This window comes from Streptomyces sp. 8L, assembly GCF_020176795.1.
In the GTDB taxonomy this organism is placed as follows: domain Bacteria; phylum Actinomycetota; class Actinomycetes; order Streptomycetales; family Streptomycetaceae; genus Streptomyces.
The window spans coordinates 1-13,298 of sequence record NZ_JAIUKE010000363.1; the positions used below are offsets into that span (position 1 = coordinate 1).

The following is a 13,298-nucleotide window of genomic DNA, read 5'->3' on the forward strand; positions in this document are numbered from 1 at the left end:
ACGAGCTCCGTTACGCTTTGTCCTCGACCCCTCAACGCGCTTGCGTGACCTGCGAAAACGCTAACTTCCCGGCCTTGGGTCAAGGCCCCATCGCGTTCACGGAGAACCGGTTTCCGGTGCGGTGGTCCACCTGGGTCCTCCCCTTGACCCCCCAGGTGCGGCCGGTGACCTGGTCCGAGCGGATCCCGACCTGGTCGGCGAACAGGATCTCGCCGTCATTCGGCCTTCGCCCGGGCCCGGATCGCCTGCCAGGTCTCCTCGTGCCACGCTCGAACGGCTTCCGGATCCTGCTCGACGGCCCGCTTGTCCGGCCGCTGGAAGGTCAGCCCCCAGCGCTTGAGGTACTTGCCCACCTCGGGCTCGGTGAAGCGGACCCCGTACAGCTTGAAGATCAGCCGGCCTGTCTGCCCCCGCGTCCACAGTTGACCGGAAAGCCCCAGGCCGGATGGGGTGTGATCGAGGACAGCCTGACGCACGGCGGCTGCCCGGCCTCGGACAGAACCTGATGTTCACCCGCACGTCGGGCCCGCGGCCGGGACAGCAGCGCGTCCCGCCTTCCGGCCTGCCACCTCGCCCACCAGTTGTCCACGGCCCTGACCGACACCTTGAACAGGTCCGCAGCCTCCACCCGGCCACGGCCCTCCACCAGCGCCGACACCGCCAGCAACCGCACGGCCTCCTGCGCGTCCGGCGACCATGTCCGCGCGTCCCTCACCAGATCACTCACACACCATCAACGAGCCTGCACCCAAAGCGTTTCGGATCAAGTTAATATCAACGATCTCGATCGCACAATTGCATGCCCTGACCTCGTCCGCATTTCTTATTGGTCAGCGGTGTGCTTTCTGTGACCGGAAGTTATCCTGAATTTTTTGCATTCCGCAGACGGGCTACGAAGACGCTACGCCCATCGGCTGCTTCTTGTGTCTGGACACACACACTGACCTCAATCAACTGCCCGTCCCAGCGAAGGGCTGAGAATGTTACCCATAGACCTAGAATATGCGAATGCCCGGTGAGTAGCAAAGATGTAAACGCGGCGATGTGTCGTTCGCGCAGATGCTCCGGAATGATCGCAGTGATTCGTTGTCCGATGAGATTTTTGCAATCCCAACCCAGGAGCTCTGCTGCTGCCGTGTTTGCGTCGATGATACGATTACCGTCATCGGCGGCGATGGTTGGAGTGCTACTCGTCTCCAACTGACCTGCATTCCAAGGCGCTAGTGCAGGTGACGTGGCACCGGATTCGCGGGGCGCCTCGGTCCAAGAAATGGGGCCGTGTCCCGCGAGTTGACTTGCGATTTGCCCGAGAAGCCATCTCGTGGCAGCACTGATCTGTGGTAGGGCTGGCCGTGTGAGTAGCTGTCCTTGACGGGCCATCTCATTGGTTTCGTCTAGTACTTGGCTCAACTTATTTACGGCTCCCTGCATATCCGTCGGCAATTCCAGTCGCACCGTACGCAAATCTCCGTGAATATGATCCTCAGCCGCAGAAGCCAAAGTCGCACCAATGACGTGGTTGGCGTTCTGTGCGATTTGAAGGTCATCTAGCGAGATAGGAAAAGTATGATTGTCTGACACTGCGAGTAGAGATTCGCGCAGCAGGGCCTCACGGTGTTTCTGAGCAGCCTCATGCAGCGCTCCGGGAACATTGGCCAGTGTCACGCTCACCGTTGTCGTATCCGGATTTTCGGTGATGGTCCATCCTGACGTCGGTGGCTGCGAGGTGCCGGGAGGCCACAATTCGAACCAGACGGTCTTGTGATCTGCGCCAGCAAAAGCACCGTATTTGTAGGCCAGCTGCTCGACCATAGCCAAGCCCCACCCAGTACCAGCATAGGCTGAACCACCACTATGAGGGATCAGTACGCGGCCCGGTTCTCGGTCACTGACTTGGACATGCATGCACCCATCCATGGTCCATGCACAAACTTCTACCTCTGTGTGTGCATACATAACCGCATTGGTCACCAATTCACTAACAAGCAGCTGCGCGGTATCTAGCATATCAGACTGTGCCCCGTGCAGCGTATTTCGAACGAATCGTCGGGCCTCGGCTACGCTTTGCGGCCTCGGCGAAAAAAAACGGGCTGGCGCGTTCTTTGGTCTAGGCATAATCATGCCGTCATGCCTACCCGCAGGGTAACTTCTTGTACCTAGCATTTCACATAATCACCCAGAAGGGCCTGCTGGGGAAGGGGCCGCCTCCGTGTTACGGAAAGGTCGTTGGTCATCCCGTGAGGGGGGCTGTAGACCGTGTCCTATGTGGGTTGTGGCTCGTTGAGTCGAACATGGGCAGAGGTAAGTGGAGTTGGATTGTCCCGGACGGCTTGTGGGAGATCGCGGAGCCGCTGATCCCTCCGTCGCGGGTGCGGCCGCAGGGCGGAGGGACGCAGGACACGCCTGATGAGACGTTGTTCGCCGCGATCATCTACGTGCTGGTCAGCGGGTGCGCCTGGCGGTCCCTGCCACCGTGTTTCGGCATATCGAAGTCCACTGCGCACCGACGGTTCATGATCTGGTCCCGGGCCGGCGTCTGGGGCCGGCTCCACGAGGCTGTGGTCGACCGGATCGACGAGTGCGGTCTGCTCGATCTCACACGCACGGTCCTCGACTCGGCCCACGTACGGGCTAAAAAAGGGGCGAACTCACAGGTCCGAGCCCCGTGGACCGGGGCAAGCCGGGCTCCAGGATGCACGTCCTGTCGGACGCGAACGGGCTGCCCCTCGTTGTCGGTGTCTCCGCAGCCAACACGCACGACAGCCAAGGTCTGAAGGCGATGGTGGCCGGTCTCCAAACGAGACACGACCCCGAAAACGGCTGGTACTACAAGCCCCGCAAACTCCACGCCGACAAGGCGTACGACCAACCCGACCTGCGAAGATGGCTCCGCGGCAAACGCATCGGCGTCCGCATCGCCCGCAAAGGAATCGAGTCCAGTGAACGATTAGGGCGCCGTCGTTGGGTCATCGAACGGACCATGTCCTGGCTCACCGGCTACCGCAGACTCAACCACCGCTACGAACGCCATCCCCGCAACTACCTGGCCTTCCTCGGCCTCGCTGCCGCCCTCTGCTGCTACAAACGACTCGTCCGCCTCACCACATAGGACACGGTCTAACTGGGTGGACCACCATCCCCAGATAAGATCGAGGTCGGTCAATGAACCTGATATGCAGATCACTAACCGCTTCCGCCGCCGTTCTGGCAGCAACAATAGCCCTCGCCGCACCCGCATTCGCCGCGACCAATAATGGACGCGGTGCGACAAGTGTTATCGCGAATGCCCATCCCCTTGCACCGATCCCCGGCTGTGGAAATCATTTTTTCTTCAGCCGCAGCGGCAGTACCGTTCGTGTTGCGGGAACAGACCTGGGAGCGTTCTCCAGCGGCTACATGCTCGTCTATGCCTCTGCGAAGGGCACCGCTCACGGACCGTACAACGCCTCCCCCACCTCCAGAGCAAACTTCTCATTCAGCACAGGCAGTTCGAGCAAGGCTACGATCGCCATTGACTTGACCAACGACAGCAACACGCAGACGCTCTGCTCCTCGGACTACACTGTGTGAGAACAACACTGGAGAGTGATGGTTGACTTGAGCAGTTTCGTACCCGCGGAGTTCGATCTGTACGAGTTCGATGACAGCAACGGTGCGATGAAGCAGAGCATGGCTCAGAGGCGATGGTTCAGCCAGTGGGATGGGCTGATCGGCGCGCCCGCCGAGGAAGTCGCTCTCGGGTGGTCAGCAGGCGATTCGGTCGTGATCGTATGCACGTCGGGACGCTGGTACGACAGGGCCGAAGCGAGGACACGGGCGGCTCACCTTGCCCTCGGCGGTAACGCGCTGCCGATTCCTGATCGGCCTCAAGGGCCGCTCGCCACGAACCAAGCCATCAGTGCGATCGGGAATTCCGATGAATTGTGGACCGGGACCGCAGATACACGGGCCCTACTAGGGGGTACTGCGGAGACTGCGGCACCAAACGGATTCTCCATCGGCTATCAACGAATTAGGGATGGCTTTGCCTTCATTGTCTCCGTAGGCATCGATCCGGCCAAGTTCAAAATCCGCAAGGTACAGGATTGGTCAGTCTACGACATCGACGCACGGTCCAGTTTCCCCCTCAGTGTGCTTAACAGGTGACATCTCCGGGAATCGGCTGGATATCGAGTGAGGTCAGAAGACTGGTGCGGTGACGGCCAGGTGGACCGGGCTCGTACTGCCTCGGGTGATGCGGCGGGTCATCAGGGTGATCGCGGCCCAGGTGATCAGGGTCTCGGAGTGCCGGATGAGCCGTTACGAAGAGGTCGCCGGCGAGCGGGTCACGCTCCAACAGGGGCGCCAGATCAAGGTCTGGAAGCAACGGGCTGGTCTCAGCCCCGGGGAAGAGCCTGAGGAGCCGCTGAACGACGACGGGACTCAGCAGCTCAAGCGCAAGAGGCCGCTCTACTTGCAAGTGGCACGTCGGCACTGGATCAAACGCACGTGCCCGCGCTGCCTTGCCGGCCGCGGCGCGGATGTCCTGTGCCATCGAACCTTTAGCGTGTGTCATCGAAGTTTGAGTGGCGTGGATCGCCAGGGATCAGACGCGTCGTGCGAGGAAGACGAACTCTTTGCCTGGCCGGTCGGGCGCATCACGAACGTCTTCCACCACGTAGCCGTGGGCGACCAGGTCCGTCTCGACCTCTTCACGCTCTCGGAAGCGCAGGGTTGAGTCCGAGGTAAGCACCTGTCCGTCCGCGGCGAAGATGTAGGTCCAGCGGAAGGTCACCATGGGTCGGCTCACGTCGATCAGCTGGACCCAGCTCTCGACGGAGCCGACGCCCGGGATCTCGGTCACGCGGTAGGAGTTCTCGCGGGTCCACTCTTCCCAGGCGCGTCTGGCCGGATCGCGGGTCTCGAAGACCAGGCGCCCGCCGGGCCGTAGTGCCTCGTTGGCTCCCCGCAGTGTCTTCTGCCAGGTATCGGGATCCGCGATGGCCTGAGCGACGTTCGCTGTCATCGTCGCGAGGTCGACCTGCAGCGACGGGAGTGCTGTGGCGTCACCGCAGATCCAGCGCACTCGTTCGCTGCCCGGTTTGGCCCGGGCGACGTCGACGGATGCCTGGGCGGGGTCGATGCCGACGACGTCGATTCCGAGGTCGGCCAGGAGAAGTGCGAACACCCCCGTGCCGCAGCCGATGTCCAGGACTTGGCGCGCCCCGAGCTCTTCCGCCATCCGGAGGTAGGCATCGAGATCGCTGCGGTCGGGGTCGAGCGGATCGTAGATCGCGGCGAGTCGTGGATGCCCGAAGCAGTCGTCAGCCATGCGGCCGAACGTATGCAGAGCCGGCCTCGAAGAGCTACTGAATTTCGCCGGGCTCCCCATCGAACCTTGAGCGTGTGTCATCGATGTTTGAGTGGTGTAGATCTCCTTCGCCATGAGGGGATGACGTTCCCTCGCTCTTGGTCGAATGCACTGAACTGACGTAGGACGACGGCGCTAGTTATCCAGGTGTCGTGGTTGTTGACGAGGTCGCGCCATGCCCGGCCGGGAGTCGCGCCCTGGTGGTAGTGGGCGGCGAGCAAGGAGTAGTGCTCATCGGAGAGGTGGGTTGTCCGGCCGATGACGTCCGCAAGCTCCGCTACCGCCGCCCCTGACGACCAGCACCTCGTGCCACTCAAACTTCGGTGGCACAAACCTAATGATCATCAAGGTTCGATGGCACAGGAGTGCGCCACGAGGCGCTACGCAATCGAGTGGAGGTTGTCCCGTCTCTGTTGATCTGGCCCCTGTCTCAGATGATCTGGTCCGATTCGCTGGTGGTCTCAAATGATCTGGTCCGTGTGGTGTACGGAACGGGTGGTCGCTCAATGGAGTGACGCCTTCGAGGTCCAGGACATGCAGTCGTGCCGGGTGGCCGACGCTGGCAGCGAGAGGCAAGGGCGTCGGGGAGGTGGCCTTGGGCAAGCCTGCGGAGTCAGGGGCTGCGTGGGAGTACGCGCCGGACGTGCAGGTGGCGTTCGTCGGTGCCGACGGGGTCGGCCAGCGTGGTTCGCTGGTCCGGTTCTGGGACGTGCCCTTCGAACGGGCCGCGCCGGTCCGGAAGTTCATCGCGTTCAAGGGACAGAAGAACTTCACGGGTGACTACTGGGCGGCGTCCTCGGGTGACCTGGTGGGTTATGAGTCGTGGGTCGAGCGGGACGCCGCGATGGCCCTGGACTTCGATCCTGCCGTGGTCGCTCTGGCTTCGCAGCCTTTCAGTCTGGCCTGGTGGGACGGCGAACGGGATCGCCAGCACACTCCGGACTACTTCGCGCGGCTGGCCGACGGCACGGGTGTGGTGGTTGACGTCCGGCCGGAGAACCTCGTCGACGAGGAGGCAGCCGAGGTCTTCGCGTTCACCAGGAAGGTCTGCGCGACGGTGGGATGGAAGTTCCGGCTGGTCGGGGACTTGGGGCAGCCGTTCCAGGCGAATCTGTGCTGGCTTGCGCGTTACCGCCATCGTCGCTGCCACCGGGCGCCCGTGGCAGGGCTGCTGCGGAAGGTGTTCGCCGAACCGCGGAGGCTCTTTGCCGGGGCGGACCAGGTCGGCGACCGGGAGGCTGTGCTGCCGACGCTCTATCACCTGCTCTGGAGGCACGAGCTGACGGCCGATCTGGTCTCGGCTCCGCTGGCCGGCGGGACCGTCGTCGGTCTGGGGGCGGGGAGGGCATCGTGAGGTCCGCGCGTCCGGGGCGATTGCGGCTGGGTGACCGGGTCAGGTTCGAGAACGGTACGTACACGGTCGTCGCGCTGACCGGGATGCGGGTCCGCCTGGCGGACGTCCATGGCACAGGCATGCTGATCGACCAGGTTCATCTCCAGGCGGCCGAGGACTTCGCCGTCGTCGGCACCGGTGAGCGGGCCGCGCTGGGGTCGGCGGCGCTGCTGGACCATCTCCCGGACGAGGTCGCGAAGCGGGCATTGTGGTGGCAGCGCCACTTGGTCGAGGTCCTGACCGGTCTGCCTCCGGATGCTCCGCAGGGGGCTTTACCTCGGCCCGAATACGATCCGGCACGCCGGTCGCTGGCGGAACGCGAGCGGGCGAAGGCCGCGGAGTTGGTCGGGCAGGGTGAGGAAGTCAGCGCGCGGACCGTCAAGCGCAAGCGGCAGCGCTATGAGGCGGGCGGGGTTGCCGCGGTGGTGGACCGTCGTCTCGCCCCTCATGCTTCGCTGCTGGGCCGGGCCGATCCACGGGTGGTGACGGCGATACGCCAGGCCATCGCCGAGAGCGTCCCGGCGTCCACCCGCACGATCGAGTACGCGCGCTGGCGGACCGGCCGCATCCTGGCTGCCGAGCACGGCGAGGACGTGGTGGAGCTGCCGTCGCGGGCGACGTTCTATCGTCTGTTCGCGAAGCTGTCCGGGGGCGTCCCCGTGACCGGGTCGGCCCGCACCCGCCAGTCCCTGGCCAACCAGCCGGAGGGGCCATTCCGTTACGAGCTTGTCGCGGCTCCGGGCGAGTTGATGCAGATCGATTCCACCCCGCTGGATGTTCTGGTGCGGCTCGACGAGGGGGTGACCGGTCGGGTCGAGCTCTGCGGCCTGGTCGATGTCGCCACCCGCACCGTGGCTGCCGCGGTCGTGCGGCCGACGACGAAGTCGGTGGACGCCTCGCTGCTGCTGGCTCGTGCTCTGACCCCGGAGCCGATGCGGCCGGGCTGGTTGGACGCGCTGAAGATGTCCCGTTCGGTCCTGCCGCACCGCAGGCTGCTGTCCTTGGACGAACGGTTGGAGCACGCGGCGGCCCGGCCGGTGATCATCCCGGAGACCATCGTCTGTGACCGGGGGAAGGCATTCATCTCGGAGAACTTCCGCTCCGCCTGCCGGACTCTGGAGATCACTTTCCAGCCCTGCCACCCTCGATCACCTGCGGAGAAGCCTCATATCGAACGGACGCTGGAATCGGTGGCCACGATGTTCTGCCAGTTCTTCCCCGGCTATCTCGGCCGCACGGCCGAGCACCGGGGCCGCAACGTCGAGGACGAACCCTTGTGGTCGATGCTGGAGATCCAGGAGTTTCTGGATGAATGGCTCATCGCCGAGTGGCAGAACAGGTCGCACGACGGGCTTCGGGATCCCGGCAGTCCCGGCCGGACCTTCACTCCGAACCAGAAGTACGCCAGCCTGCTCGAAAGTGCCGGCTACGTTCCCCTGGCTCTGACCGGGGACGACTACGTCGAACTGCTGCCCGCGACCTGGCGGGCAGTCAACTCCTACGGCATCAAGATCAATCACCGTGTCTACGACTCAGCCGATCTGGGTCCTTTCCGGCGTCAGCCCTCCGGGGTCGCCCGCAAGAAGGACTTGTGGGAAGTCCACCGCGACCCCTACGACGCCAGCTGGATCTGGGTCCGCAACCACTGGGCGGACGGCTGGGTCCCCGTCCCCTGGAGACACCTCGGCACTGTCCCGCAGCCTTTCGGCGATCTGGCCTGGGACCACGCAGCAGCGGACTTGCGTCAGCGGGGCGAGAGCGATCCCACCGAGGAACAGATCACCCAAGCGGTCGCAGACCTTCTGATCAGGGCGAACAAGGGACCCGCCAGCAACGGGACGCGGCGTCCGTCGCGCCGCGACCGGCGGGTCGCCTCCCGGACCAAGGCCGCCGCCGAACACTCCGGCCCGCGACTGCCCCGGCCCGAGACGGTGCTCTCCGGCACGGACGACCTGCCGCCCCACGACATCGAAGAAGACGACGAAGACGAAGAACTCGGCGACGTCCCGGACGGGCCGGTCGCGGAGGTCATCCCGCTCGGCGTCTTCGATCCTTTCAAGGAGGCTGACAAGCGATGGTGACCGCAATCGGACCGGGCCCCGGAGAGCCGGACCCGGATCGACAGCACAGCTGGCGACGTGCCCTGGACCGGGAGGAAGGGCACCGCTACCTCACCACGTTGGAAGGCTGGAGGGAGTTCGCCGTCCGGGAAGCTGATCCGCCCGAGCTGCTGCCCGACCACATCTTGGGCGACCTGGAGCCGGACGAGCGGCTGGACTACGACGACGGCCGCATCGACTATCACACCCGTCTGACCGTGGTCGAGACGTCCGTCCTGCGCACCGTCGTCCACACCGGCAGGCGTCTGACCCTCCTCAACCGGCACGCGGTCAGCGCCCGGCGGGGCCTGATCCTCTCCGGTCCTGCGGGCACCGGCAAGACCACCGCGCTCACCCAGTTCGGCAAGACCATCGAGGCCATCGACCGGCGTCGGCATCCCGGGATCGACGGCCGGATTCCGGTCGTCTACGTCACCGTCCCGCCCGCCGCGACCTCACGGATGCTGGCCGTGGAGTTCGCCCGTTTCCTGGGCCTGCCCGTCACCACCCGGGCCAACATCACCGACGTCATCGAAGCCGTCTGCGGTGTCCTCATCGACGCGAGGGTCTCCGTCGTGTGTGTCGACGAGCTGCACAATCTCTCCCTCGCAACCCGCAACGGCGCCGAGGTCTCCGACACCCTGAAGTACTTCTCCGAGCGCATCCCCGCCACCTTCGTCTATGCCGGGATCGACCTGGAGGACAACGGCCTGTTCAACGGCATCCGGGGACGCCAGATCGCCGGCCGGTTCGGCGTCATCGAGACCACCGCGTTCCCCCGCACCGAGGAATGGACCGGCCTGGTCACCATCCTCGAACAGGCCCTCCGGCTCCACCACCACCGGCCGGGAACCCTGAAAAGGCTGGCCCACTATCTCCACGACCGGACCGGCGGCATGATCGGCTCGCTGTCCCACCTCGTCCGCGGCGCGGCCATCGACGCCATCCTGAACCGCACCGAGAAGATCACCAAGCAGTCCCTCCAGAACGTGAAACTCGACCGCGCGGCCCAGACCCGCAAGGCCAGGCCGGCTTCATGACCACCGGCGCGAACAGAATCGGCGTCGAAGGCGTCCGCCCGCTGCCGGTCCTGGTGCGGCCACGGGCCGGCGAGGGAAACCGGTCGTTCATCGCCCGCCGTGCCCAGGCCAACCACCTCAGACCGTCGCTCCTGCTGGCCTTCCTCCACGAGCCGTCGGATTGCCGGGGCACCCCCGTCTGGTCGCGTCTGGCGGCGGCCACCAGGAGGTGCCCGGACGCTCTGCGGGCCACGCTCGAAACGCGGCACTGCCTGGAATGCGGCGCCGCGATGCCGCCCACGGACACTCTGGGCCGCAAGGCCCTGCGCTGTTCACAGCAGTGCCGCCACGATGCCCGCCGCAGACGGATTCCCACCAGCACATGGCGCCGGGACCCCTGCCTGGTCTGCGGACAGCCCGTGAAGATGCAGACCGGCCAGCGCCGCCCGCTGTGTTCATCAGCCTGCCGCCGAACCGCCTACCTCGAACGGCAGGAGCGGCGCACACATGCCGAAAAGGCCGGACAGCTTCGTGACCGTCGAGCGGGGTGACGGCGGTCTGGTCCGGCCGCTGCCAGTCCGTCTCCGGCCGAAGACCGGGGAGAGCACAGACTCCTACATCCGCCGCCTGGCTCGCGCCAATCACCTCAAACCCAGTTACCTTCGCGGATACCTCGTCGGCCCGCCGGATTACGGAAGCGGCAAACGCCCACGTCCTGACCGGCTCGCAGCGATCACCGGACGTCGACAGGACGTGCTGGAACGCGCCCTCCCCGACCTGGTGCGCCAGAAGCGTGCGCAACCCGATAAACCCAAGCGCAGGGTCACCAGACTCGCGGACAAGCCCGCCCTCTTCGCGGCGATCCGCAAGGATGCTCAAGCCGAGCAGCTACCGGTCTCCCATCTGGCGAAGCGGCACCACGTCAGCCAGGCCACCGTCCGGCAGGCTCTGAAGTCACCGACGCCGCCGCCCCGGAAGAAACGGCCTCCCATCGTGGGCCCTGCCAAGGAACGCGTCGGTCCCATCATCGACGCCGTCCTCCGCGAGTACGCCGCTGCTCATGCCGGCCGGTTCCCCACCGTGAGAGAAGTCTGGGAGAAGCTACTGGATGACCATGACGCCACCGTTTCCTACGGAACAGTTCACCGCTACATGTCCGGCCACCCGCTCAACACCCCGGACACGTTGAGCAGCCACGCTGAACAAACTGCCGGCAACTACCTCGCCGTCACCCAACAGACCTTCCACGCAGCCGTGTTCAAGCAGTACCGGGAGCTACTGACCGCAGTCCGCCGCGAGCCCACCCGGCACGGCCTCGACAACACCTTCGCCTCGACCACCGCCTTCGTCCTCGGCTTGGACGCCGGAACCAACTGGACCATGCTCACAGGCTTTCACGAATGGCTCGTCATCCGCCGGGGCACAGGGCACGACCTGACCTGGCCCATCCTCGTCCGCCACCTCGCTCCCGGGGGATGGATCCACCCGCTCACACAACAGGCCGATCTCAGAGCGGTGACCACGCTCCACCAACTCCTCAGCGAGTACTTCAACACACGGGAGCAGCCAGGCGGCCTCAGCCAGATCTTCAGGGACTACCAGACGTGGCTGACGACGCAGGCGCGGTCTCAGTCCGAAACAGCGGAACCAGACCAGATCAGCTGAGACAGCATCCAGCATTCACCCGTCCGGGACCACATCACCTGAGAATCACCGCGTCTCCGCGTCTCAGATGAACTGGTCGCCGCAGGCCAGGAGCCCACCTCAGGGCCAGATCATCTGAGACGGGACACAGCGGACTGCGTGATCGCCGACGGGACAGGCAACGGTGACCTGCGCTACGTGCCGTCTGACCTGTCGCAGTGAAGGTTGAGCGTTTCTCATCGGAGGTTGAGGGGTCTCAGGTGTGACGGCCGAGGGTGTCGTTGATGGGGATGCCCGAAATTCCCCAGGGTCTGCTCGATTCCCCACTTGGTTGAGCGGTAAACGATGAGCTCGGGGTCGCGCCCCGGCCCCGCCTTGGCTCAGCCCAGCGCGTCCATCAGGGAGGCGACATAGGCAGCCAGCCGCTCCTCCACGGCTCGTGTCGTCAGCTCGGTCCGTCCTGTCTCCCGCCACGGCTGCGCCACCCACTGCACTTCCTCCGAGAACGCCAGTGGCTCCCGCACCTGCCAGTACAGCCGCTCGTCCGCGGCCGCGGCCAGCATCCCGCCGGCCTCCTGGTACGCCTCGGTGAAGCGCAGGCCCCACGCCGGGCCGTGCAGCAGCGCGAGATTGGTGGAGCAGTGCGCCACGTCGAGGTCCGCCGGGCCCCAGGAGGCCGCCGCCCAGTCGACGACGCCGGTGATCCGGGCACCGGCGGCACCGGCCGGGTCCTCGGGCGGCAGGTCAAACAGCACGTTGCCGGGCTGGAAGTCCCGGTGCAGGAACCGCCCTTCGTAGCGCGGCGCGGGCTTGCGGATCACGTCGATCGCGGCGGCCCAGACCGCGGCGTCGGCGCCCTCGGGGGTAACGACCGTGTCGGCGGTCGTCAGCGCCACGTACTCCCGGGGCCGGACGGTCGGCCGCACGGCGTGGACCGCCACGAGTTGACGGGCCAGCAGGGGCAGGCGCGTCTCCAGCCCCTCGTCGTCGAGGACCGTCCGGCCCGGCAGGTGGGTCATGAGTAGCGAGGGGTACTCGCAGTGCGCGGCGGTCGGATCGACGGCGACGAGTCCGGGAGCTGGCACGCCGGTTCCGGTGAGCGTGGTCAGGGCGTCGGCCTCCCTGTGTAGGAGGTCCCCGGCCGGCCCCTGCCGGGTCGGGTCGGCAAAGGAGCGCAGCACCAGGTGCCGGGGGCCTCCGTCCCGCGTGCCGATGGTCAGCCTCCGCATGTCGGCGGTGGCGCCGCCATGCAGCGCCTCGGCTCCGACGACCCGCTCGCCGGCCTCAAGGTGCCGGAGCACCCAGGCCAGTGTCAACGGTCGGACTATCGCCGCCTCATCATGATTGGCCACCGTGCCACCTCATCATCCGGACGACGGCACGCGCCAACCCTTACGGGCCTGTCCGCAAGTCAGCGCGCAGGTGGTGGGTGGGGAATTTGGGCGAGCAGGTCTGTCCGCACCCATAGCGAGGGGTGGGGAATTTCAAAGAGCCCCATCATCGTCGATGGGTAGCTGGTTGATTGTCTTGAAGAGGGCGGTGGCGCTGGGGCCGCGTCGTCTGGACTGGCGGGGTGGCTGGTGCTGGAGCACGAGGCGGACAAGCCGTCGGGGAAGCCTGTAGCGGTGGTGGAGGACGTGTTGGGGAGATCTTCGTAGAGTGCATCAAAGATCAGGAGCATGAGGTCGACCCGGTCGTTGGGAGCGGTCAGTGTTGAGGCGACCCCGGTGGTGTGGACACTCTGGCAATGGATCTTGCAGATCCGGGGAAGGGTGTCCTGGTGGGACGGAAGT

13 protein-coding genes are annotated in these 13,298 nt (G+C 65.4%); 8 read left to right on the top strand and 5 right to left on the bottom strand.

What is annotated here, in order from left to right; all coding sequences use genetic code 11:
* Positions 1–215: 215 nt before the first annotated feature.
* From LCE31_RS41560 to LCE31_RS26580, 3 genes are all read right to left on the bottom strand, one after another.
* Entirely contained in the window at positions 216–476 is a 261-nt protein-coding gene (locus tag LCE31_RS41560; protein WP_441349422.1) for a helix-turn-helix domain-containing protein, read from the bottom strand.
* Entirely contained in the window at positions 392–727 is a 336-nt protein-coding gene (locus LCE31_RS41565) for a helix-turn-helix domain-containing protein (RefSeq protein ID WP_441349423.1), read from the bottom strand. Before LCE31_RS41565 ends, LCE31_RS41560 begins: the two co-directional genes overlap by 85 nt.
* Positions 728–858: 131 nt before the next feature.
* Positions 859–2,163: a PAS domain S-box protein gene (locus tag LCE31_RS26580; RefSeq protein WP_308042313.1), complete on the bottom strand. Its 1,305-nt coding sequence runs from the start codon at positions 2,161–2,163 to the stop codon at positions 859–861.
* A gap of 128 nt (positions 2,164–2,291) precedes the next feature.
* On the opposite strand from LCE31_RS26580, the gene LCE31_RS26585 reads away from it, so the two are divergent.
* From LCE31_RS26585 to LCE31_RS26595, 3 genes are all read left to right on the top strand, one after another.
* Positions 2,292–3,109, top strand: a protein-coding gene (locus LCE31_RS26585) for an IS5 family transposase (RefSeq protein ID WP_225018482.1) whose coding sequence is annotated in 2 segments (ribosomal slippage) — positions 2,292–2,640 and positions 2,640–3,109 — 819 coding nt in all. Because the reading frame shifts where the segments join, the coding sequence is not laid out codon by codon here.
* Positions 3,110–3,162: 53 nt separating this feature from the next.
* Positions 3,163–3,570, top strand: a complete 408-nt coding sequence (locus LCE31_RS26590) for a hypothetical protein (RefSeq protein WP_225018484.1) — start codon at positions 3,163–3,165, stop codon at positions 3,568–3,570.
* Between the two features lie 18 nt (positions 3,571–3,588).
* The gene (locus LCE31_RS26595; protein WP_225018486.1) at positions 3,589–4,146 is read left to right on the top strand and encodes a hypothetical protein; all 558 of its coding nucleotides are present in this window, start codon (positions 3,589–3,591) and stop codon (positions 4,144–4,146) included.
* Between the two features lie 439 nt (positions 4,147–4,585).
* Here the strand turns inward: LCE31_RS26595 and LCE31_RS26600 are convergent, their stop codons facing one another.
* Positions 4,586–5,311 (bottom strand): class I SAM-dependent methyltransferase, encoded by a 726-nt coding sequence (locus LCE31_RS26600; RefSeq protein WP_225018488.1) that lies wholly within the window; start codon positions 5,309–5,311, stop codon positions 4,586–4,588.
* A gap of 628 nt (positions 5,312–5,939) precedes the next feature.
* On the opposite strand from LCE31_RS26600, the gene LCE31_RS26605 reads away from it, so the two are divergent.
* From LCE31_RS26605 to LCE31_RS26625, 5 genes are all read left to right on the top strand, one after another.
* Positions 5,940–6,704, top strand: a complete 765-nt coding sequence (locus LCE31_RS26605) for a TnsA-like heteromeric transposase endonuclease subunit (protein ID WP_225018490.1) — start codon at positions 5,940–5,942, stop codon at positions 6,702–6,704.
* A gap of 119 nt (positions 6,705–6,823) precedes the next feature.
* Entirely contained in the window at positions 6,824–8,824 is a 2,001-nt protein-coding gene (locus LCE31_RS26610) for an integrase (protein ID WP_374118564.1), read from the top strand.
* A 164-nt stretch (positions 8,825–8,988) separates the two neighbouring features.
* On the top strand, positions 8,989–9,882 hold the full coding sequence (locus tag LCE31_RS26615; protein ID WP_225018502.1) for a TniB family NTP-binding protein: 894 nt from the start codon (positions 8,989–8,991) through the stop codon (positions 9,880–9,882).
* Positions 9,879–10,412, top strand: coding sequence for a DUF2116 family Zn-ribbon domain-containing protein (locus tag LCE31_RS26620; RefSeq protein ID WP_225018493.1), 534 nt, complete (start codon positions 9,879–9,881; stop codon positions 10,410–10,412). The genes LCE31_RS26615 and LCE31_RS26620 overlap by 4 nt, the downstream gene beginning before the upstream one ends.
* Complete coding sequence (locus tag LCE31_RS26625; protein ID WP_225018495.1) at positions 10,369–11,526, top strand: TniQ family protein; 1,158 nt, start codon at positions 10,369–10,371, stop codon at positions 11,524–11,526. Before LCE31_RS26620 ends, LCE31_RS26625 begins: the two co-directional genes overlap by 44 nt.
* Before the next feature lie 359 nt (positions 11,527–11,885).
* On the opposite strand, the gene LCE31_RS26630 is transcribed toward LCE31_RS26625, so the two are convergent.
* The gene (locus tag LCE31_RS26630) at positions 11,886–12,857 is read right to left on the bottom strand and encodes a phosphotransferase family protein (protein ID WP_225018498.1); all 972 of its coding nucleotides are present in this window, start codon (positions 12,855–12,857) and stop codon (positions 11,886–11,888) included.
* Positions 12,858–13,298 lie beyond the last annotated feature (441 nt).